Below are 20,165 nucleotides of genomic sequence, written 5' to 3' on the forward strand. Positions count from 1 at the left end.
GGCGATACAGTTTCGCGGATGACGCGCTATGGACCGATGTTCGGCCCCGACTACACCTTCCTGGGCGTGCCCGCGTGCGACTGGGCGTCTCCCGACACCTACCCGGACGCCGACGTGGTGATCATCGGGGCGCCGTTCGACGGCGGCACCTCGCATCGGCCGGGCGCACGCTTCGGGCCGCAGGTCATCCGGGGTACCGACTACCTGCCGCACGACGGCTCGCGGCCGCACATGGCCATGCGGGTGGATGCCCTGACGGGCGATTTGTCCGTCATGGACGCGGGCGACCTCGAGGTGTTCTCCGGCGAGATCCAACGGTCCTGCCAGACCATCGAGGACGCCGTCGCCTTCATCGCCGGGAACGGGGCGATCCCGCTGATCCTCGGCGGCGACCACACGGTGACCTGGCCCGACGTCACCGGCGTCGCCCGCCACCACGGCGCCGGCCGGATCAGCGTGATCCACTTCGACGCGCACGCCGACACCGGGGACATCGAGTTCGGCAGCCTCTACGGCCACGGCCAGCCGATGCGCCGCCTGATCGAGTCGGGCGCGGTCCGCGGCGACCGGTTCCTGCAGGTCGGGCTGCGCGGCTACTGGCCGGGCCCGGACGTGCTCGACTGGATGGCCGACCAGGGGATGAACTCGTTCCACATGAGCGAGATCGTCGACAAGGGCCTGGACACCGTCCTGAGCCGGGTCTTCGAGATCGCGATGGACGACTGCGACGGCGTCTTCCTCTCGGTCGACATCGACGTCTGCGACCCCGGCCACGCGCCCGGCACCGGCACGCCCGAGCCCGGCGGCCTGACCGCGCGGCAACTGCTGGACGCGGTCTCCCGGATCTGCCACGAGTTGCCGGTCGTCGGCATGGACATCGTCGAGGTGTCCCCGCCGTTCGACCACGCCGAGATCACCGCGATGCTCGGGAACCGGGTGGTGCTCGAGGCGCTCTCCGGGATGGCCCGGCGGCGCAAGGACGGCGACGGCCCCCGCTGGAACCGGGCCACTCCCCTGCTGGAGGGCCGCGGGACCCGTTCACAGGGCCACGGGACCCTTTCACCGGGCCGCGGGACCCTTTCACCGGGCCGCGGGACCCAGCCCGACCAATCGGCCTAGCGCGTCGGTCAGCAGGTCGCCGGCCATCGCGCCGGTCACCTGCGGATCGCCGAGGGCCACCGGCAACGCCAGCCCGTCGATCAGGGCCAGCGCCTGCCGGGCCACGTCGATCGGCGCCGCGTCGGTGCCGAACCGCCCGGCCGCCACCCCGGCCGCGACGATCCCGGCGAGCAGCTCGTGCCAGCGCGTGTAGTCGCCGAGCACCTCGGCCCGCAGCTCCGGGTCGCGCAACGCCCACCGCCACGACTCCACCCAGAGCCGCCACCCGGTGTCGCTGCCCACCGCGCCGGTGAGATGCTCGGCGATCGCGACCAGCCGGTCCCACGGGTCGGTCACCGCCGCGAGCCGCTCGCCCACCGCGTCGAAGTCGCTCTGCGCCGCGAACCGGAACACGGCGATGAGCATGTCCTCCCGGCTGCCGAAGTAGTACTGCAGCGTCGACACGCCCACCCCGCTGGCCGCGGTGACGTCGGCGAACCTGGTCCCGTCCGCGCCGCGCTCCGCGACGACCGCACAGGCGGCGGCCAGCACGTCGGCCCGCTTCCGGGCCGCCCGCCGCCCGCTGCCGCGGATCACGTCGCTCACCGCGCATGTCTATCACGACCATCAGGTACGGGGCGCACGTCCGAGCGCCGGTCCGCACCGGGGAGACGGCGAGCGCAACCACCGATCTCAGCCCGGCGCGGGCGGCACGGGCCGGACCACCCACGCACCTCGCCGTGCGCCACGGGACCGGACCCGACTCGTACGTCATGAGGTTTGGCGGTGCGGGCCGCGGCGGTCCCTCCTACTCGTACATCAGGTGCAGCGTCATGCCGGCGGCGGCGTGCGCCAGGTTGTGGCAGTGGTTGGCCCAGATGCCGGGGTTGTCGGCCCGGAAGGTGACCTTCCAGACGTCGCCGGGGCGGACGTCGAACGAGTCCAGCCACAGCGGGCTGCCGGTGGCGGGCCGGCCGTTGCGGGACAGGACCAGCACGTGGTGGCCGTGCAGGTGCCAGGGGTGGACGACGGCGGAGCGGTTGACGATGGTGAACTCGACCCGGTCGCCGAGGCGCACGATCTCGGGCGCGATGTCCGGGTCGGCCGCCCCGTTGACCGTGTGTGCGTAGCGCGGGAGCAGCCCGTGCAGGTCGAGCCCTCGGTCGAGCACCAGCGTGAACGATGTGTCGTAACCGGTCCACGGCGGCGGCGCGGGCGTGCCGTAGGTGAGCGGGTCCAGAGCCGGCCACCCGCCGGGGGAATCGGTCACCGAGCCGGTGGACCAGACCCGGCGGCCGTCGACGAAGAGCGCCACGGGCGTGGCCGGGGCGGTGAACGTGAGGTCGTAGCGGCCGCCGGCCGGGATCAGGACGGCGGTCCTCGACAGCGGGGTGGGCCCGCGCAGGTCACGACCATCGATCGCGGCCACCAGGAACGGGGTACCCGCCATGGCGTACCGGTGCGTGGTGTTGTCCGTGTTCATCAGTCGAAGGCGGACGGGCGTTCCCGCGCCGGCGCGGGCGACCACGGCCGACGGCAGCGGACGGCCGGACAACGTGTGGACGGGCACGGTCACGTCGAGGCCGGTGACCGGAGCCGGGCGGACGACCAGCACGCCGTAGAGGCCCATCCGCACGCCCTCGTCCGACGCCTCGTGCGTGTGGTACCAGTACGTGCCGGGCCGGTCGGCGCGGAACCGGTAGACGAACTCCTGCCCGGGCAGTACGGCCGCCTGGGTCACGCCGGGCACGCCGTCCATCCCGTTCGGCACGTCGTAGCCGTGCCAGTGCAGGGTGACGCCCTTACCGATGTCCTGGTTGCGCAGGGTCACCTCGAGCACGTCGCCGACGGTGGCGGCCAGCTCGGGTCCGGGCACCTGCCCGTTGAACGCCCACGCCGCGACCTCGTGACCGTCCACCTTGACCTTCGCGGTGGCGGCGGTGAGGACGAACCGTTTGGTAGGCGCGCCGATGTCGGCGGTCGGATACGCGTGGTGGTGCACCGGCGAGGGGGCGCCCGGGGCGACGGCGAAGCCGGTCCCGGCCACCAGCGCCAGCGCCGCCACCGCGAGCACCGGCCGGGACCGCGCGGTGATCCCGGTCGCGACGGCCACCCCGGCGGCGGCGAGCAGCGCCACGCCCGGCGTGACCGGGTAGGCGTGCAGCACCGTGACGAGCAGGCCGGCCGTGGTCGCGTACCCGGCGAACAGCAGCGCGGCCGGGGTGCGCCGGGCCACCGCCACCACGATCGCCGCCAGGGACAGCGGCGCGGCGAGGAGCACCTTCTCCGCCGCGAACCACCAGCCGGCCCCGGCCAGCGACACGATGGTGACCGCTCGGGCCGACGTGGCGACCAGCGCCACCACGCCGAGCCCGAGCGCGGCGCGGCGGTGCCCCGTGGCCGCCGCCGCGCCGCTTGCCAGCCATCCGGCCGCCGCGAGAACCGCGATCAGCAGGTCGGCGGCGAGCAGGGAACCGGTGCTCATGGCTGGTCCACCAGGACCGGCTCGCCGGTGGGTGCGGAGAGCTTGCGCGCACCGCGCAGGACGGCGACCACGACGTGCACCGCGATGATGCCGTTGAGGGCGTGCAGGCCGCCGACGATCAGCCCGGCCGTGGTGGTCCGGCCGGACGCGTCGGTGAGCCCGCCGGCCAGCCCGGCGAGCAGCGCCTGCAGCACCACCAGCCCGAGCGGCAGCGCGGCCAGCCCGATCAGCTTGCCGGGCGCCTTCGCCAGCGCGGCGAGCAGGACGGTGAGCAGGGTCAGGAGCGGGATCACCGCCATCCCGGTGATGCTGTGCAGCCGGTAGGAACTGTCGCCGCCGGCCGGTTTGGTGAACGCGCCGACCGCGGCGAAGACGAACTGCAACGCGAACACGGCGAGCAGCACGCCGCTGGCGATGACGAAGGCCTTACGCATGGCGGGTCCCCTGCCGCAGGGCGCGGGCCACGTGGTCGGTGGCGGCGATCGCGCCGTAGCCCAGCAGGCGCACGAGGTCGGCGTCGCCGGGATGGGTCAGCCGCCACAACCCGACGTCGCCGACGCTGATCGCGCCGGGCGCGAACGCGGCCAGCAGCACGATCCGGGCGCCCACCCGCTCGGTCGCGGGCAGGTCGCGGACGAGGTCGCCGGCCCAGTCGGCGGGCCGGTCCGGATGCCGACCGTCCTCCCACCGCACGGTGCCCGCGACGGTCTCCCGGGCGGCCTCGCTCAGCAGGTCCCCGCCGCGCAGGGCGACCTCGCGCAGGGCGGCGTACGCGGCGTCGACCGAACAGTCACCGGGTTCGACGAACGACCGCGCGGTCCGGGCGTACAGCCGTCCCCCGGCCGACCGCACCGCCGGGAACCGCTGCATGCCGCCGGGCAGCAGGTCGGGGGCGAGCAGCGCGGAGACGATCCGGTTGATGAAGTGGAAGGCGAGCAGCGTGCCGGTCAGCTCGGGGCCGTGCGCGCCGGTCCAGCGTGCGGCCCGCGGAGTGCGGCTCGCCTCAGCCCAGTCCGCCAGCGCGGCGTGCCGGGCCGAGGCGGGCGGCACGCCACCGGCGATCCGCTCGGCCAGCTCGTGCTCGCCGAGCGCGTGCAGCATCGTCACGTGCGCGTCGACGCAGAACCGGCACCGGTTGGCCCGCGACACCGCGGCCGCGACGACCTCCCGCTCGACCCGGTCGGCGGGCCCGGCGAGCAGCGCCTCGCGCATCAGCGTCCAGGTGGCGGTCAGCAGACCCGGCGCCACCGAGAGCGCCTGGAAGGTCGGCGCCGGACCGATGAAGTCCGCGCGCAGTTGCCGGTAGACCTCGGCCACCGGGCCGGCAGCGGACCGGGCCGGTGGCGGGGCGAAGAATCGATATGCCATACGAAGAGATGCTCGGCGCGCCGGGCCGGGAAAGCGTCGTGCCGCCGCAGGCATCCGACCGGAGCGCGGCACGGCGGGCGCGGTACTCCCACGTACTGCGAATGCAGGATGACCCCTCCCGGCGGCCGTCCTAGAGTGCGGTCATGCGTCCGGATCTGCCCTACGTCCTCGGCGGCGTCACCGTCGGCGCGCTGCTGTTCGGCCAGGCGGCGATCGCGCCCGACGCCGGCCCGGTCCGCCCGCTCGACGTCGCGCTCATCCTGGTCACCGCGGTGGCCGTCGCGCTGTGCCGGCGGTTCCCGGTGCCGGCCCTGCTGGTGACGACCGCGGCGATGCTGGTCCTGCACGTGCGGGTCCACGCCGGCGTGTCCGCCGCGTTCCCGGTGCTCGGCACGGTCTACGTCGCCTCCTGGCGCGGCTACCGGGTGGCGGCCGGCCTGGCCAGCCTCGTGTTCCTCGCCGGGTTCCTGGCCAAGGACATCTCCACGGCGCCGCCCGGCCGGCCCGGGCAGCAGATCATCGAGCGGACGTCGCTGCTGCTGGGCTGGTTCGTCGCCGCCAATGTGGCCGGCCTGGTCGCCCGGCAGCGCCGCAGGTACCTGGAGCAGGTGGAGCAGCGGGCGGCCGAGGCCGAGCGCACCCGGGAGGAGATGGCGCTGCGCCGGGCCGGCGAGGAGCGGCTGCGGATCGCCCGGGACCTGCACGACTCGCTGACGCACAGCATCTCGGTGGTGAAGGTGCAGGCCGGTATCGCCGTGCACCTGGCCCGCAAGCAGGGCGAGGAGCCGTCCGCCGCGCTGCTGGCGATCCAGGAGGCCAGCAGCGAGGCGATGCGCGAGCTGCGGGCGACCCTGGAGGTGCTGCGCTCGCCGGCCGACGCCGACCGGGTCGGGCTGGCCCGGGTGAACGAGCTGGCCGAGCGCACCCGGGCGGCCGGCGTCCCGGTGCAGGTGACCGTCACCGGCGAGCCGCCCGCGCTGCCCGACGAGGTCGACCAGGCCGGCTACCGGGTGGTGCAGGAGGCGCTGACCAACGTCGCCCGGCACGCCGGACCGGCGACCGCCGAGGTGCGCCTCGAGTACTCCCCCGCGCTGCTGACCGTCTCGGTCACCGACGACGGCGGCGCCCTGCCCGACGGCGCGGTGACGCCCGGGGTCGGTCTGCGCGGCATGCGGGAGCGGGTGACCGGGCTGGGCGGGACGCTGCACGCCGATCGCGGGGACAACGGCGGGTTCGCCGTACGGGCGACCTTCCCGCTGGACGGCGCCGCGTGATCCGGGTGCTGCTCGCGGACGACCAGGCGTTGATGCGGGCCGGGTTCCGGGCGCTGCTGGACGCCGAGGACGGCCTGGAGGTGGTCGGCGAGGCCGCGGACGGGGCGGCCGCCGTCGACCGGGCCCGCCGGCTGCGCCCCGACGTGGTGCTGATGGACATCCAGATGCCCGGCCTGGACGGCATCGAGGCCACCCGCCGGATCGCCGCCGACGCGGGGCTGGGCGGCGTGCGCGTGCTGATCCTGACCAACTTCGGGCTCGACGCGTACGTGTTCGCCGCGCTCCGCGCCGGGGCCAGCGGCTTCCTGCTCAAGGACGCCGACCCGGCCGACCTGCTGCAGGCCGTGGCGGTGGTGGCCCGCGGCGATGCGCTGCTCGCCCCCGCGGTCACCCGCACGCTGATCAGCGAGTTCGTCACCGCCCCGCCACCGGCCGACCCGGCCGCCGGACGTGACGTGCTGACCGCCCGGGAGCAACAGATCGCCGAACTGGTCGCCCGCGGCCTGAGCAACGACGAGATCGCCGACCAGATGGTGATCAGCCCGCTGACCGTGAAGACCCACGTCAACCGCGCGATGATGAAGCTGCACTGCCGGGACCGCGCCCAGCTGGTGGTGTGGGCGTACGAGTCCGGCCTGATCGCACCGCGACGCCGATGATCGCCGCCACTTCGATGATCGACCGCCTGGCCGAGCTGATCGCCATCCGCTCCACCGCCGACCGCCCGGCCGAGTTGCGCCGCGCCCTCGACCTGGTGATCGCCGAGGCCGGCACCGGCTTCGTCGTCCGCCGCTTCGAGTCGAACGGCAAGCCCAGCGCCCTGCTGACGCCGGCCGGCGCCGGCCCGCTCCGGGTGATCCTCAACGCGCATCTCGACGTGGTTCCCGCCGCCGACGAGCAGTTCGTGCCGCGCCGCGACGGGGACCGGCTCTACGGCCGGGGCGCGCACGACATGAAGGCCGCCGCGCTCGTGCTGACCGCCGTCTTCCGGGAGGCGGCGGCCACCCTCCCGTACCCGATCGGCCTGCAGTTGGTCACCGACGAGGAGGTCGGCGGCGCCGACGGCACCGGACACCAGCTGGCGCAGGGCGTGCGGGCCGGCTTCGTCGTGATCGGCGAGCAGAGCGCCCTGCGCGTGGTGACCGAGTCGAAGGGCATCTGCCAGGCCCGCCTGACCACCACCGGCCGCGCCGCCCACGCGGCCTACCCCTGGCTCGGCTCGAACGCGCTGCTCACCCTGCACACGGCGATCTCGCGGCTGCTGGCGCGCCACCCGGTCCCGGCCGCCGAGGACTGGGTCACGACGGTCAACGTCGCCCGGATCACCACGCCGAACCAGGCCTACAACCAGGTCCCCGCGGCCGCCGAGGCCTGGCTGGACATCCGCTTCCCGCCCACCGACCCCGACTTCGCCGGCCGGGACCGCGCCGAGATCGCCGCGCACCTCAGTGGGATCACCGGTGTCCCCGCAGTCGTCGACGCGCTGGGCCCGCCACACCACGCCGACCCGGACGGCCCCGGCGTGCGGGCCCTGCGCGAGGCGATCCGCGCCACCGGCCACCCCGCCGACCTGCTGCGCAAGCACGGCGCCGCGGACGGCCGCTACTACCACGCCCTGGGCATCGACGCGGTCATCTTCGGCCCGTCCGGCGACGGCCAGCACGGCCCCGCCGAATACGTCGACCTGCGCTCGCTACGGCCCTACCGGGACGCGCTGCGCGGCTTCCTGGACAACCTGGCGAAGGCTTGACGCCGCGAGGTCTTGGGCCGGGCCCACCCGGCGGCCGGGCGCGGAGCCGGTGTGGCGGCCAGGCCGTCCGCTGCACCGGGGACCGGTCCTCGTCGTACGGGAAAGGGCGCGGAAGGGAAACGCTCAGGTCTCGTCCGCCCGCCGGCGTCGCTGATGCGTGGTCAGTCGCCGTTGGCGAGCAGCAGCCAGCGGACCCGGCAGATCAGTTCGGCGGGGCTGAAGGGCTTGATGAGGTAGTCGTCGGCGCCGACGGTGAGGCCCAGGTCGATGTCGACCTGGCGGTCCTTGCCGCTGAGCATCAGCACCGGGATCTGGGCGGTGGCCGACGAGGAGTGCAGCTCGTAGCAGACGCTCAGGCCGTCCATGCCGGGCATCACCACGTCGAGGATCACCATGTCGGGCTGCTCGCGGTGGACCAGGTCGAGGGCCTCGGTGCCGTCCTCGGCGGTGATCGCGTGGTAGCCGGCCGCGACCAGCTTGGCGGCGACGAGGTTGCGCACGGCGTCGTCGTCGGCGGCGATGAGGATGGTCGGCTCGGCCACGTCCGTCGGCCGGTCGGCCACCGGCGACAGCAGGGACAGCGACGGCTCGGTGAACGTGAGGACGGTGGACGCCGCGGCAACAACCACTTGCTTCTCCTGATCGGGAGGCTTCGCTTTGCTGGGAGCGGCCCGACTATCGGCACGCGGCGACGCACCGGCAGAAGAATCTTGGTTGCAGGCCGGGAGCGGTCGTGGGCGACACCGGCGGCCCGGGGAAGGGAATGGCGGAGTCCCGTCCTTGTGAGACGAGCCCCGCCACTGACAGTGCGGCCGTTTACCGCGCGCACCTTGCGTCGATCGAGGACGGTAAGGCACCCGCCTGATGGCGATTTGCCCGGCCCCGCCGATCGTGATCGCGCTCTCAGAGACCGGCGGGCCGGCGATCAGGCCGGCTCGGTCCGCAGGTCGTGCGCGCCGTCCTCGCGGGTGGCCTCGTAGTAGATCCGCTCGCCGCCGCCGGGCAGCGTGACCAGGCTCAGGTAGCGCAGCCCGTGCGGCGGGTGCGGGCTGCCGACCGGCCCGTCGGCCGCGGTGAGCTCGCCGAACGTGCCGTCGGCCTGGCGCTTGCCGCGGGCCACCCCGGTGCGCTCCTCCCAGTTCTCGGCGGCCGTGGCCCGCCCGTCGTAGGCGACCGTGATCTCGTCGCCGTCCACCCGGACCGACGAGACCCGCACACCGCGGGCGTCCCACTCCCCCGGCCGCGGCGCGAGGGCGGTGCCCCGCCAGGTCCAGTGCACGCCGTCCGGGCTGGTCGCGTACTCGGTGGTCATCCGGTCGGCGTCGTCCCAGCTCTCCAGGGGGTGCACCGAGGCCCACAGGTGCCAGCCGTACTCGTCGTGGTGCAGCACCGGATCCTTCACGCCGGCCGTCTCGCCGCCGGGCAGCACCGTCCGGGGTTCCGCCGTCGCCAGGCCGGCCGGTGTGGCCGCCTCGAGCAGGTCGACCCGCCAGTGTTTGGTGCCGGGGGTGGCGACGCTGACGTAGAGCCGCCACCGCCCGTCCGCGGTCCGCACCAGGGCCGGCCGTTCGAGCGACTCCGCCCCGAACCGGTCCTTGGTCACCTCGGCCACCGTCTCGAAGCTGATCCCGTCGCGGGAGCGGGCGACGACGTTCGCGATCCCCCGCCCCTCGCCGATCGGCAGCCGCAGCCGGTACGCGAGGTAGACCCATCCGTCCGCGACGATCGAGCTGGGCGCGCCGGCCCAGGAACCGGGTTCGTCGCCGGGCGGCTCGACCACCACGGTGGTCTCCTCCCAGTTCGGCAGCGGCAGCGTGACGGTTCCGATGGTCAAGGCGGCCTCCCTAGCAATTCGGACTAAAAGGTATATTAATGCCCTATTTGACCTTGGCGTGCCGGTCCACGGACAACCAGTCGTCATAACGCTCCCCGGTGACCTCCTGCAAGATCGCGATGTCCGCGGCGAACAGCGGCAGCAGGGCGGCCCGCTCGGCCGGCGTGGTCACCGGCCGGGCACCGGTCTTGCGGTGCAGCACGGTCAGCAGCGGCCCGCGCGCGGCCAGCCGCAGCGGCACCGGGAAGCGATGACCGAAGGTGCCGCCGGTGCGCAGCAGCCAGCGCAGCGCCGCGTTGACGGCGGTGTCCTCCACCACGTGCCGGTTCACGTTCTCCTTCGGGATCTCGGTGAGCACCCCGGTCTCCGCGCCGAGGAACGCGCAGACCCGGTCGAGGGTCGCGGCCGGGTCGTCCTTGAGCTCCCGGTAGCGCAGCAGCAGCACCTGCTCGCGCGGGACATGCCGGTACAGGTGCTCGATCTGCCGCCCGTAGAGCCCGAGCCCGGTGTAGTGCCAGAACGCCGCCCAGCCGGCCGCGATCCGGGCCGGCTCAGCCCGGCAGGCGGCCAGGAAGTCGGCCTCCGGCTCGAGGCCCGCGTTCCACAGGTGGGTCCAGTTGGAATGCGCGCGGTCGACCGGGTCGCGCAGCAGCAGGATCAGCCGGGCCTGCGGGACGAGCGCCTTGATCCGCGCGTGCGCGCCGAGGTCGTGCAGGTAGAACGGGGTGGCCTCGCCGAGCAGGGCGCCCGCGGGGGCGGCGGCGAACAGCGCCTCGTAGTCCTCCCGGCGCCAGACGTGCTCCTGATAGGTCTGCACGTCGCCGGGGCCGCCGTGGCGCGGCGGCGGGCCGTCGGTGAGGAAGAACTTGGGCTCCTTCACCGGCGACAGATACAGCCCCGGATGCGGCGCCAGCGCCGCGTGCAGCGCGGTCGTCCCCGCCTTGGGCACGCCCGCGATCAGGAAATCGGGAAGTGGCATGGGGGTCCCTCCTGTCGTACGCCCGCACGCTCGAAGTGGCACCTAGCCTACAGACTTAGTAGGTTTTCGCGACCCCACGCCACTTACTGGGACGGTCAGCGGCTGCGGGCCAGCCGGCGCCACCAGCTCCCCCGGCGGAACCGCACGCACGCGCCGGGGTCGCAGAGCGCGCAGTCGGTGCCGCGACGGTGGTGCTCGTGCGCCGCGCGCGGGTGCCCGCAGACACAGACTGCATCTTCGGCTTTCATGGCATCACCATCGGTAAGGGAGGCCGTCACCTATCGACCTCGGCGGACACGGGCGCGGCCATTCCCGGCCGACCCTAACGGTACTGCAGCTCGATCGTGACGCTTCGTAATGTCGCCGTGCGGCGGGGCGCCATCGTTAGGTTTTTCCGACATTTTTTTATTGTACGGATTAGAGGCTGTGTATCTGGTTTGCCCCGATGGCCCGGTATACGCCAGATACGGTCGTCGAACCCGCGATTGGCCGTTACCCAGGGTCATCGCCGTGACATCCGTTCACCAGAGAGTCCGTCGAGGTCAACGCCTTGAGCGCCACGCTCGCCATCTAGTGATCACGGTCGCGTTTGACTCTGCGTAATGTCGGGTTACGGTGATCGGCACAGCGAACGACGTGCGGATCAACCCCCTGATCCCACCCATACGGTCGGTTCGCGGCCCGGGAAGGGATCCGGACATGGAGCTCTCGCACGCCACCGGCGACACCCTCGGTGACGCTCCGACGTCACCGAGCGTGAGTGTGGTCATCCCGGCGCTCAACGAGGAGCGCAACCTCCCGCACGTCTTCGCCGCCCTGCCCGCGGACATCGCCGAGGTGATCCTGGTCGACGGCGGCTCGGTCGACCGCACCGTCGCCGTCGCCCGCGAGCTGCGTCCCGACGTGGTCGTGGTGCAGCAGACCCGCAGGGGCAAGGGCAACGCCCTGGCCTGTGGCTTCGCGGCCAGCACCGGCGACATCATCGTGATGATCGACGCGGACGGCTCGACCGACCCGCGCGAGATCCCGCTCTTCGTCAAGCGACTGCTCGACGGCGCCGACTTCGTGAAGGGCTCGCGCTTCACCCACGGCGGGCACAGCCACGACATCACCCGGCTGCGCCGGCTCGGCAACGACGGGCTCAACCTGGTGGTGAACGTGCTTTTCGGCACCGACTTCACCGACCTCTGCTACGGCTACAACGCCTTCTGGCGCAGCGTCGTGCCCACCCTCGGCCTGCCCGACACCCGGCTCCCGCAGCCGGCCGGCGGCGGCAAGCTCTGGGGCGACGGCTTCGAGATCGAGACGATGATCAACATCCGGGCCGTGGTCGCCGGCCTCGAGGTCGGCGAGGTCGGCAGCATCGAGCACGAGCGCATCCACGGCGGGAGCAACCTCAACACCTTCCGGGACGGCTTCCGGGTGCTGCGCACGATCCTCAGCGAGTACGGCCGGGCCCGTCGCCGCCGCACCACGACCGCCCCCGTGCACCGCCAGGTGACCACCGAGTCCCGCGGCGACGCTCCCCGTCCCTCGCTGAGCACCATGCCGCTGGACAAGGCGCTGCCGATGAACACCCGCCGCGCCACCGCCGGCAACCGCAAGCCGGTCCGCATCTCCTCCATCGAGAACTGAGCCACGCCGTGGACGTCAGCGTCGTCATCCCGGCCGGGCCGCCCAGCCAATGGCGCTCGCTGGTGCGGGCCGTCGCGTCGGTCCGGGCGCAGACCTACCGGCCGGCCGCGGTGCTGGTCGTGGTTGACCAGGACCTCGCCTACTTCCGCCGGGTCCGCCGCGACCTGGCGGGGGTCACGGTCCTGGAGAACGACCGGGGGCCGGGCGGCAGCCGGGACACCGGCGCCTACCACGCCGGCACCGAGCTGATCGCCTTCCTCGGCCACGACGTGATCGCCGACCCGGGCTGGCTGGCCGGGCTGATCCGCGCCCTGCAGGACCCGGCCGTGGTCGGCGCCGGCGCCGGTCTGCGCCCGGACTGGCGCAACGGCCGGCCACGCTGGCTCGCCGACGAGCTGACCTGGACCGTCGTGCCACCCGCCCGGCCGGCCGGGATGGTGGTACGGCGCAGCGTCTTTCGCGAGGTCGGCGGCTTCGGGCGGCGGGCCGCCGAGCTGCCGCTGCGGATGCGCACGCTGTCCGGCGGCCGCTGGCGGCACGTGCCGGACGCGGTGCTGCGGCACGAGGTGCCCGGTTCGGCCGCCTCGTTCCCGGCGTACCTGCGGCGCTGCTTCGCCGAGGGCCGGTCCGCGCTGCGCCCGATGCCGGAGGCGGTGCTGGGCAACCTGCGCGCGGCCTTGCGCGGGCGCGGGGTCGACCACGCGCTGCGCGCCGGCGGCGCCCTGGCCGGGATGGCCGCGGCCGGCGCCGGCCTGATGACGGCCCGCCGATGATTTGCCGGCCTTGGGCGGTTTTATTCATCTGCCGAAAGTTGGATCACGAACCGGACCCGGGACAGAAGCGGCCGGGCGGCCCGAAGCGGAAGGCTGTCCGTCATGTCCATCGATCCGTTCCGGCTCGCCGAGGCCACCGCCGGCGCCGGTTTGGCGCTCGGCTCGGCCACCCTTCCGGTCGCCTGGCACGCGCTGTCGCCGGGGCTCGCCGGGGTGCTCGCGGCGGTGTGGGTCATGCTCACTTCCGGCGTCTACGCGTTACACGCAGTGACGTTCGATTGCTTTCGGCTCACTGGTCAGCACCGTTTTCGGCACCGTCGAAGGAATTTTTCGTTCACCCGCAGTGAGGAGTGAACCGTCCCCGCGCCACGCTCGTATCCCCCGGCACCAAGTTGGCGCTTCACCCACCGGGAGCGACGAGGATGTTCCGACTGATCCAGCTGCACTCCGAGAACGGCGTCCCCCGCATCGGGGTCGAGTCCGACGGATATGTCAGCGCCCGAACCGCGCTGGCGCATTACCGCAGCCGCCCCGCCGCCTACTTCGGGGTCGGCCGCTTCGACCACGAGGGCACCCTCGCCGAGATCATCCTCGATCGGCTCTGCGGACCGCTGGGCGACTGCCCGCGACCGGCGTCCGTGGTGCACGCGCGCAGCTACCAACGGCTCTGCGCGACCTGCTCGCTCGGTCTCGAGGTGCTGACCGTGCCCGAGCTCGCCCGGATGCTGGGCATCGCCTGCCGCCTCGCGCCGATGCTCGCCCGCTCCGGCCGGCACGCGCGCCTGGAGATGGCCTCGCCGTCCGGCAACCGGATCGCCCGCGAGTTCGCCACCCACGTGCACGACCCGATCTGGCGCCGGGAGGTCTGCGCCGAGCTGGCCGCCGATCCCAGCTCGGTCAACGGGCTGCTGATCGGGGTGGGCGCGCTGACCCATCGCGACGTGCTCGACCTGTACCCGCGGCTGCGCTCGCTCGCCGACGAACTGCCCGGGAGCGTCCGGGACGAGCTGACCCGCGCCACCGCCCGGCCGCTCTCGCCCGCCGGGGTCGCCGGCCTGCGGATGGGTTTATCGTTCCAGCCGTGACCCTGACGTTCGACGGGCTCGCCGCCCGGGCTCGCGGGCTGGTGGCCGACGGGCGGCGGGCGGTCCTCGGCATCACCGGCGCACCCGCCGCGGGGAAGACCACGCTCGCCGAGGAACTGGTCGCCGCCCTCGCTCCCGATCCACCGGCCGGCCTCACCCCCGGCCGGTGGGTCAGGCACGTGCCGATGGACGGGTTCCACCTGGCCGACGTCGAGCTCGAACGACTCGGCCTGCGCGACCGCAAGGGCGCCCCGGACACGTTCGACGCGCTCGGCTACGCCGCCCTGCTGCGCCGCCTGGTCCAGGACGAGGACGAGATCGTCTACGCGCCCGGCTTCGAGCGGGTCATCGAGCAGCCGATCGCCGGCGCCATCCCGATCGAGCGCACCGCCCGGCTGATCATCACCGAGGGCAACTACCTGCTGCTGGACGCCCCGCGCTGGCGCGCCGTCCGGCCGCTGCTCGCCGAGGTCTGGTACGCCGACCTCGACCAGGACACCCGGATGGACCGCCTGATCGCCCGGCACATCCAGTTCGGCAAGCCCGAGCCGGCCGCGATCGCCTGGGCCCGCGGCACCGACGAGCGCAACGCCGCCGTGATCTCCGCGACCCGCGACCGCGCCGACCTGGTCATCCCGCCGACAGTGATCCACACCTTCGGCACTCCCCCGGCGTGAGTGGCATAGTTTTCTGGTGTCTGTCGGTGAAGAAGTAGAGACCCGCCCGCGCCGGCGCCGCTCCCGCGCCGTCCGGTTCGCGCTGATCGTCTCGGCGATCCTGCTGCTGCTCTTCGGCGTCCCGTGGTGGACGCTGCTCGCCTCCGGCAACGACTGGCCCACCCCGGTCCTGGTCACCGGCACGATCGTGGCCGCCGGCGCGCTGCTGCTCTTCCCGTTCCTGATGTTCAGCGGCCACGGCGGCAGGCACCGCGACGGCCCGGCGAAGATCGCCGACACCACCCTCGGCATCGTCTGGGTCCTGTTCGTCTGGTCGCTGATCGGGCAGGTGCTCACCGCGGTCCTGTGGGCGGCCGGCGTGGCCGGCCCGGCTCGCTACCGCATCGCCACCGTGGTGGTCACGGTCGTCGCGGTGGTCCTGCTCCTCTGGGGGTACGCCGAGGCCATGCGGGTGCCACGCGTCCGCCGCGTCGAGGTGACCCTCGATCGGCTCGGCCGGGGCCTCGACGGCCTGCGCCTGGTCCTGATCACCGACACCCACTACGGCCCGATCGACCGGGTGCGGTGGTCCCAGGGGGTGACCGCGGCGATCAACAAGCTGGACCCGGACGTGGTCGCGCACACCGGTGACATCGCCGACGGCGAGGTCGCCCAGCGGCGCGAGCAGGCGGCGCCGCTGGGCGACGTGCGGGCGTCGCTGGCGCGGGTCTACGTGACCGGCAACCACGAATACTTCAGCGGCGCCCAGCGCTGGGTGGAGCACATGGCCTCGCTCGGCTGGGAGGCCCTGCACAACCGGCACCTGGTCGTGTCCCGCGGCGGGGACTCGCTGGTCATCGCCGGGGTGGACGACCGGACGGCGGCCGGCTCCGGCGTGCCCGGCCACCACGCCGACCACGAGGCGGCGCTGGAAGGTGCCGACCCCGCGCTGCCGATCCTGCTGCTGGCGCACCAGCCCGTGCAGATCGCCGGTGCCGTCGCGCACGGGGTCGACCTGCAGATCTCGGGGCACACGCACGGCGGCCAGATCTGGCCGTTCCACTACCTGGTGCGCCTCGACCAGCCGGCGCTGCAGGGCCTGTCCCGGCATTCGCCGCGCACCCAGCTCTACACGAGCCGGGGCACGGGGTTCTGGGGGCCGCCGTTCCGGGTGTTCGCGCCGAGCGAGATCACCCTGCTGACCCTGCGCGCCGCCTGACCCGCGTTCCTCAGCAGGTCACCGTGATCTGGTCGAAGCGGGCGTGGAACGGGGCGGGCCTCGCCCCGGCCTGGGCCCGGTTGAGGGCGGCCACGCCGACCTGCACGGTTTCCGGCAGGGTCATCGTCACGGTGGCCAGCTCGGCGAAGTCCGGCTTGTCGGCCGGACGCCAGGCACCGGTGACGGTATCGCCCGACCGGGTCATCCGCAGCACTAGCCGGGTCGCTTCGGTCCGGACCGGGTGCTGGGTCGGCAACGGCCCGTGCACCCACCTGTGCGGGCCGCCGTCCCGGTACTCGAAGCCCACCGTGCCGTTGCCGCCGAAACCGCGCTCGATCCGGACGTACCGATCCGAGCCGTTCCACAGCAGCAGGCCGGCGCCCTGGTAGAAGACGGCCGGGTCGGCCTCCACCGTGGCCTCCAGGACGAAGTCGCCGGTCACCGGGCGCAGCAGCATCGGCGCCGTCATGTTGGTCCGGTAGATGTCCGTGCCGTTCGGGGCGTCCAGGTCGGCCGCGCCGCCGCTCACCGTGAGCTTCAGGTCCGGCCGGCTGAGCTGCCAGGCGGGGTCCACCGTGGTGCCGGCGAAGTCATCGGAGAAGCCGCAGGCCGGGGCGCTGGCGGCGGCCGACGGCTGGAGGGCGGCGGCCTGGCGGTTGTCGTGGTGCAGCAGCCACAGGATGAGCGGGACGCTGACGGCGATCACGAGAACGGCGACGACCGCGATCAGGATCCGGACGCGGTTGCGGCCGGCGGCCCGTCCGGAAGCCCTCGGTGGCGGCGCGATGTCCGGCGGACCGCCTGGGCCGATCATGCCGAGCGGGAGAAGCTGGACGGGGGTCTGCTCGTCCGCCGACGCCTGGCCCACCGCGAACGGCCGATTCGGCCCGGGCGGCTGCGTCGGCGGCACCCCGGGCTGCGGCGCCCCGGGCTGCGGCGCCCCGGGCTGCGGCGACGACACGGGCTGCGGCGACGACACGGGCTGCGGCGGCGACGCGCGCGAGGCCGGGGAGGGGGCGGGCGCGGTCACCGGGGCGGCCGCGGCGGCGGGTGACCTGGGTGCCGGGGCGACGGCCGGCACGCGCTCGGGAGCTGGGGCGGGTGCCGGGCCGGGCGCGGGTGCCGGGCCGGGCGCGGGTGCCCGCGCCGGGGCCGGGGCCGGGATGACGCCGGTCAGGCGGGCCGCGCCGAGCGCCATGCTGTGCTCCGGGTTGGGGTCGACGACGACCGGCCGCCCGAACGCCTCGCCGACCAGCGCCCCGATCAGCGGAATCCGCGACGACCCGCCGGCCAGCAGCACCACCCGCAGCCCGTCCGGCTCGACCTGTGCCGAGCGCAGCGCGCGACCCAGCGCGCGCGTCGTCTCGTCCAGCGCCGGCGCGATCATCGTCTCGAACTCGCGCCGGGTCAGCCGCACCCGGGTGTGCAGGCCGGGCAGCGCCACCGGGATCATCACCTCGGTGTCGAAGGACAGTGCCTCCTTCGCGTCCACGCAGTCGCGCCGCAGCCGGGTGAGTGCCGCCACCAGCTCGGGGTCGTCCCCGGCCAGCCGCTCGGCTGGCAGCACCCGGGTCACGTGGTCGAAGACCGCCTCGTCGAAGTCGGCCCCGCCCAGCTGCTCGATCCCCTCCGGCGTGCCGAGCAGCTCGAACCCGCCGGCGGTGCGGCGCAGCACGGCCGCGTCGAAGGTGCCGCCGCCCAGGTCGTAGACGGCCACCACGTCGCCGTCGGCCATGTGCTCGCCGGCCGCGTACGAGACCGCCGCCGCCTCGGGCTCGCTGCGCAGGACCACCTGCGGCACGTCGGCCATCCGCGCCGCCTGGGCCAGCAGGTCCCGTTTGTACGGACCCCAGTTCGCCGGGCAGGTGAGCACCACCGAGTCGGGCGGCCCCTGCTCCGCGGCCGTGGCGACGGTCAGCACGTGCTCCAGCTGGCGGGCGAGCAGCGCGTGCGCCGGATAGGGCGAGCCGCCGACCAGCAGCGGCACCGGATCGCCGACCCGCCGCTTGAACTCGCGGGCCAGCCGAGCCGGCTGCGCCTCGCCGCGACGCACGGCCGGCTCGCCGACCAGCACCGGCCCGCTCTCCGGCAGGAAGATCACCGAGGGGATCTCGGGCCGCCGGCCGCCGAGCCGCAGCACCTCCACGGCCTGCCCGCGGCGCACCGCCGCGGCGGTCCAGGTGGTACCGAGGTCCACGCCCAGCCCGTACGTCATCTCGGCCTCACCGCGACCTTCACCGGCCCCTTCCGCTCCGCGCCCCGGCGGGCCACGGCCGCACCGGCGACCGCACTCAGCATCGCCCCGCACCGAGAGCGGGGACAAGGCCGACACCAAGCATCGGCCCGCACCGATGCGCGGACAAGGCTACACACGACCGCCGCAGCAAAGGCTGCCCCGGCACACCCCCGCCGCGAGGGCGGTCGTGCGCTACCGGCGCCGGTTGCGGGGATGCTGCCGGGCCGCCCGCTCGTTGCCGTGCTTGTAATTGCCGGTGACGCGGGCCATCAGCTCCTGCGGATCGTCGCGGTCGACGTCGGCCAGGAACCGGGCCGCGGCGGCGCCCCGGAGCACCGTGGCCGGGCGGCCGTGGTGCAACACCTCCACGTCCCCGTTCTTGCGGAGACGATAGGTGAATCCCTCAGGCACGCCGGACATCCCCGCATCCTCCCCGCCCGGCCGATCCGCGCGCCACCGATTTCTCCGGCTACAGCAGCTCTGACAGCGGGGTGTCCGGGCCGGCCGTGTCGAGGCCGACGTCGAGCTCCTCGCGTACGTCGTCGATCGTGTCGTCCTCGCCGAGCACCTCGGGCACGTCGTTGCTGAGCTCCAGCTGCTCGAGCATGTCGTACGCCTCGCCCAGGGTCTCCGCGCCGTTCTCCTGCGCCCAGCGCAAGGTGTTCAGGGCGGCGGTGGATGGGGAGAAATCGTCATCCCACGGGTTGCTCACGGGCACCATCCAACCATCGCCGACGGCGCGATCGCGGGCGCAGCGCCGCCGCGACGTCAGGGGCGAAACGGTTCGGTTCCGGCCGCAGCGATCTCCTCGGCGGCGGCGAGCATCTGCGCGGCGACCGGCTGGAGGCCGGCCACCGTCAGCGTCAGTCCGGTGGCCACCCGGTCGAGCAGACCCCATTCCCAGATCGCCCGCGGGTCGGTGCCGGTCCGGTCGGCCAGCCATCGGCACCGGTCCCGGAGATCACCCTCGGCCGGGTCCTCGCGCAGCAGGACACCGAGATCGCACTCCGGCTCGGCGACGTACCCGTCCGGGTCGACCAGCTTGAACCCGGCCCCGGCGCGCATCGCGTTCCACTGGTGGATGTCGCCGTGCACCAGGACGGCCCGGCCCGGGGCGTGTGCGCGCCGCCGGCTCTCCCCCGCCGCGAGCGCCTGGTCGACCGCCGCGCGGCAGCACGGCTCGCCTAGTTCCGCCCACTTCCGGTGGACATAGCGGGACATGCGGGCCGCCCGTACGGCACCGGTCGGGAGATCCACATCGGTCGGGCGCCAGACCGCGGCGGCCAGGTCACACAGAATCGGCAGCCGCCGCGACATCGGGAGACCCAGGTCGGACAGGGCCGGGCCGAGCCGCTCCAAAAGCAGAGCACCAAGGCTTTCCTCGTACGCGAGGAGCCGGGCACACGCGTCGCCGCCCGCCTCGCGCAGGAACGTGATCTCGCCGGCGGCCGTGCTGCCGGGGCGCGGGACGAGCAGCTTGAGCACGGCCGGCGTGCCGTCGTTCCGGGTGACTTCCACGACGTACGCCTCGGTCGGGTCCTGGAACGGCGCACCCAGGCGCAAGTCCCACGCCGCGGCCAGGGTCGCGATCAGCTCGGGGAGGTTCTCCAGCCACGCCGTCGCGCCCAGGTCCACGGCCTTGGCCCGCACGGCCGCCGGAAGATCTCGCACGACGGCCGATGGTGGCACACGTGACATCCGGCGGCGACGTAATTGCGTTGAAGACCTTCCGGCTCGTCCGGAGGATGGAGAGACCGCCAACCGCCGACCGAC

At 73.8% G+C, this 20,165-nt stretch carries 22 protein-coding genes; 10 read left to right on the forward strand and 12 right to left on the reverse strand.

The annotated features are described in order from the left end of the window. Positions 1-18 precede the first annotated feature (18 nt). Complete coding sequence (speB, locus tag ODJ79_RS26820; protein ID WP_263026357.1) at positions 19-1,119, forward strand: agmatinase; 1,101 nt, start codon at positions 19-21, stop codon at positions 1,117-1,119. Here speB and ODJ79_RS26825 read toward each other — a convergent pair. From ODJ79_RS26825 to ODJ79_RS26840, 4 genes are all read right to left on the reverse strand, one after another. Beyond that, a complete protein-coding gene (locus ODJ79_RS26825; RefSeq protein WP_263026358.1) occupies positions 1,081-1,704 on the reverse strand; it encodes a TetR/AcrR family transcriptional regulator in 624 nt (207 codons plus the stop codon). The genes speB and ODJ79_RS26825 overlap by 39 nt on opposite strands. Positions 1,705-1,906: 202 nt before the next feature. Next, positions 1,907-3,583, reverse strand: coding sequence for a multicopper oxidase family protein (locus tag ODJ79_RS26830; RefSeq protein ID WP_263026359.1), 1,677 nt, complete (start codon positions 3,581-3,583; stop codon positions 1,907-1,909). Beyond that, positions 3,580-4,017: a DUF6220 domain-containing protein gene (locus ODJ79_RS26835; protein ID WP_263026360.1), complete on the reverse strand. Its 438-nt coding sequence runs from the start codon at positions 4,015-4,017 to the stop codon at positions 3,580-3,582. Before ODJ79_RS26835 ends, ODJ79_RS26830 begins: the two co-directional genes overlap by 4 nt. Then, entirely contained in the window at positions 4,010-4,951 is a 942-nt protein-coding gene (locus ODJ79_RS26840; RefSeq protein ID WP_263026361.1) for a carboxymuconolactone decarboxylase family protein, read from the reverse strand. Before ODJ79_RS26840 ends, ODJ79_RS26835 begins: the two co-directional genes overlap by 8 nt. A gap of 143 nt (positions 4,952-5,094) precedes the next feature. Here ODJ79_RS26840 and ODJ79_RS26845 point away from each other — a divergent pair, with 143 nt between their 5' ends. From ODJ79_RS26845 to ODJ79_RS26855, 3 genes are read left to right on the forward strand one after another with little or no spacing between them, the layout of a single operon-like run. Further along, positions 5,095-6,225, forward strand: a complete 1,131-nt coding sequence (locus tag ODJ79_RS26845; RefSeq protein ID WP_263026362.1) for a sensor histidine kinase — start codon at positions 5,095-5,097, stop codon at positions 6,223-6,225. Continuing rightward, the gene (locus ODJ79_RS26850) at positions 6,222-6,884 is read left to right on the forward strand and encodes a response regulator (RefSeq protein WP_263026363.1); all 663 of its coding nucleotides are present in this window, start codon (positions 6,222-6,224) and stop codon (positions 6,882-6,884) included. Before ODJ79_RS26845 ends, ODJ79_RS26850 begins: the two co-directional genes overlap by 4 nt. After that, on the forward strand, positions 6,881-7,975 hold the full coding sequence (locus tag ODJ79_RS26855; protein ID WP_263026364.1) for a M20 family metallopeptidase: 1,095 nt from the start codon (positions 6,881-6,883) through the stop codon (positions 7,973-7,975). The genes ODJ79_RS26850 and ODJ79_RS26855 overlap by 4 nt, the downstream gene beginning before the upstream one ends. 161 nt (positions 7,976-8,136) lie before the next feature. Here ODJ79_RS26855 and ODJ79_RS26860 read toward each other — a convergent pair whose 3' ends face one another. From ODJ79_RS26860 to ODJ79_RS26875, 4 genes are all read right to left on the reverse strand, one after another. After that, positions 8,137-8,604: a response regulator transcription factor gene (locus ODJ79_RS26860; protein ID WP_263026365.1), complete on the reverse strand. Its 468-nt coding sequence runs from the start codon at positions 8,602-8,604 to the stop codon at positions 8,137-8,139. Between the two features lie 296 nt (positions 8,605-8,900). Further along, positions 8,901-9,809 (reverse strand): hypothetical protein, encoded by a 909-nt coding sequence (locus ODJ79_RS26865; RefSeq protein WP_263026366.1) that lies wholly within the window; start codon positions 9,807-9,809, stop codon positions 8,901-8,903. A 43-nt stretch (positions 9,810-9,852) separates the two neighbouring features. After that, complete coding sequence (locus ODJ79_RS26870; protein ID WP_263026367.1) at positions 9,853-10,788, reverse strand: sulfotransferase family protein; 936 nt, start codon at positions 10,786-10,788, stop codon at positions 9,853-9,855. A 95-nt stretch (positions 10,789-10,883) separates the two neighbouring features. Next, positions 10,884-11,036 carry a hypothetical protein gene (locus ODJ79_RS26875; protein WP_263026368.1) on the reverse strand — a complete coding sequence of 51 codons (153 nt, stop codon included), beginning with the start codon at positions 11,034-11,036 and terminating at the stop codon, positions 10,884-10,886. A gap of 451 nt (positions 11,037-11,487) precedes the next feature. On the opposite strand from ODJ79_RS26875, the gene ODJ79_RS26880 reads away from it, so the two are divergent. The 6 genes from ODJ79_RS26880 to ODJ79_RS26905 all read left to right on the forward strand — a co-directional run bounded on the left by ODJ79_RS26880 (position 11,488) and on the right by ODJ79_RS26905 (position 16,156). Continuing rightward, positions 11,488-12,423, forward strand: a complete 936-nt coding sequence (locus ODJ79_RS26880; protein WP_263026369.1) for a glycosyltransferase family 2 protein — start codon at positions 11,488-11,490, stop codon at positions 12,421-12,423. Positions 12,424-12,431: 8 nt separating this feature from the next. Next, complete coding sequence (locus ODJ79_RS26885; RefSeq protein WP_263026370.1) at positions 12,432-13,196, forward strand: glycosyltransferase family 2 protein; 765 nt, start codon at positions 12,432-12,434, stop codon at positions 13,194-13,196. A gap of 102 nt (positions 13,197-13,298) precedes the next feature. Then, entirely contained in the window at positions 13,299-13,550 is a 252-nt protein-coding gene (locus tag ODJ79_RS26890) for a hypothetical protein (RefSeq protein ID WP_263026371.1), read from the forward strand. 68 nt (positions 13,551-13,618) lie between these two features. Further along, on the forward strand, positions 13,619-14,281 hold the full coding sequence (locus tag ODJ79_RS26895; RefSeq protein ID WP_263026372.1) for a hypothetical protein: 663 nt from the start codon (positions 13,619-13,621) through the stop codon (positions 14,279-14,281). A gap of 2 nt (positions 14,282-14,283) precedes the next feature. Beyond that, entirely contained in the window at positions 14,284-14,958 is a 675-nt protein-coding gene (locus tag ODJ79_RS26900; RefSeq protein ID WP_263026419.1) for a nucleoside/nucleotide kinase family protein, read from the forward strand. A 16-nt stretch (positions 14,959-14,974) separates the two neighbouring features. After that, the gene (locus tag ODJ79_RS26905) at positions 14,975-16,156 is read left to right on the forward strand and encodes a metallophosphoesterase (protein ID WP_263026373.1); all 1,182 of its coding nucleotides are present in this window, start codon (positions 14,975-14,977) and stop codon (positions 16,154-16,156) included. 10 nt (positions 16,157-16,166) lie between these two features. Here ODJ79_RS26905 and ODJ79_RS26910 read toward each other — a convergent pair whose 3' ends face one another. The 4 genes from ODJ79_RS26910 to ODJ79_RS26925 form a co-directional block, all read right to left on the reverse strand. Further along, on the reverse strand, positions 16,167-18,371 hold the full coding sequence (locus ODJ79_RS26910; protein ID WP_263026374.1) for an Hsp70 family protein: 2,205 nt from the start codon (positions 18,369-18,371) through the stop codon (positions 16,167-16,169). Between the two features lie 213 nt (positions 18,372-18,584). After that, positions 18,585-18,812, reverse strand: coding sequence for a hypothetical protein (locus ODJ79_RS26915; protein WP_263026375.1), 228 nt, complete (start codon positions 18,810-18,812; stop codon positions 18,585-18,587). Positions 18,813-18,861: 49 nt separating this feature from the next. Then, positions 18,862-19,113, reverse strand: a complete 252-nt coding sequence (locus tag ODJ79_RS26920) for a hypothetical protein (RefSeq protein WP_263026376.1) — start codon at positions 19,111-19,113, stop codon at positions 18,862-18,864. Between the two features lie 47 nt (positions 19,114-19,160). After that, positions 19,161-20,063, reverse strand: coding sequence for an aminoglycoside phosphotransferase family protein (locus ODJ79_RS26925; protein ID WP_263026377.1), 903 nt, complete (start codon positions 20,061-20,063; stop codon positions 19,161-19,163). Positions 20,064-20,165: the final 102 nt, after the last annotated feature.

This window comes from Actinoplanes sp. KI2, from assembly GCF_025630775.1.
In the GTDB taxonomy this organism is placed as follows: Bacteria; Actinomycetota; Actinomycetes; order Mycobacteriales; family Micromonosporaceae; genus Actinoplanes.

Excerpts from the sequence above, each read along its gene's own strand:
- ODJ79_RS26870 (WP_263026367.1), bottom strand. The coding sequence starts at position 10,788 with ATGCCACTTCCCGATTTCCTGATCGCGGGCGTGCCCAAGGCGGGGACG.
- ODJ79_RS26895 (WP_263026372.1), top strand. The coding sequence starts at position 13,619 with ATGTTCCGACTGATCCAGCTGCACTCCGAGAACGGCGTCCCCCGCATC.
- ODJ79_RS26875 (WP_263026368.1), bottom strand. The coding sequence starts at position 11,036 with ATGAAAGCCGAAGATGCAGTCTGTGTCTGCGGGCACCCGCGCGCGGCG.
- ODJ79_RS26855 (WP_263026364.1), top strand. The coding sequence starts at position 6,881 with ATGATCGCCGCCACTTCGATGATCGACCGCCTGGCCGAGCTGATCGCC.
- ODJ79_RS26920 (WP_263026376.1), bottom strand. The coding sequence starts at position 19,113 with ATGGTGCCCGTGAGCAACCCGTGGGATGACGATTTCTCCCCATCCACC.
- ODJ79_RS26880 (WP_263026369.1), top strand. The coding sequence starts at position 11,488 with ATGGAGCTCTCGCACGCCACCGGCGACACCCTCGGTGACGCTCCGACG.
- ODJ79_RS26915 (WP_263026375.1), bottom strand. The coding sequence starts at position 18,812 with ATGTCCGGCGTGCCTGAGGGATTCACCTATCGTCTCCGCAAGAACGGG.
- ODJ79_RS26835 (WP_263026360.1), bottom strand. The coding sequence starts at position 4,017 with ATGCGTAAGGCCTTCGTCATCGCCAGCGGCGTGCTGCTCGCCGTGTTC.
- ODJ79_RS26840 (WP_263026361.1), bottom strand. The coding sequence starts at position 4,951 with ATGGCATATCGATTCTTCGCCCCGCCACCGGCCCGGTCCGCTGCCGGC.
- ODJ79_RS26890 (WP_263026371.1), top strand. The coding sequence starts at position 13,299 with ATGTCCATCGATCCGTTCCGGCTCGCCGAGGCCACCGCCGGCGCCGGT.
- ODJ79_RS26845 (WP_263026362.1), top strand. The coding sequence starts at position 5,095 with ATGCGTCCGGATCTGCCCTACGTCCTCGGCGGCGTCACCGTCGGCGCG.
- ODJ79_RS26830 (WP_263026359.1), bottom strand. The coding sequence starts at position 3,583 with ATGAGCACCGGTTCCCTGCTCGCCGCCGACCTGCTGATCGCGGTTCTC.
- speB (WP_263026357.1), top strand. The coding sequence starts at position 19 with ATGACGCGCTATGGACCGATGTTCGGCCCCGACTACACCTTCCTGGGC.
- ODJ79_RS26910 (WP_263026374.1), bottom strand. The coding sequence starts at position 18,371 with ATGACGTACGGGCTGGGCGTGGACCTCGGTACCACCTGGACCGCCGCG.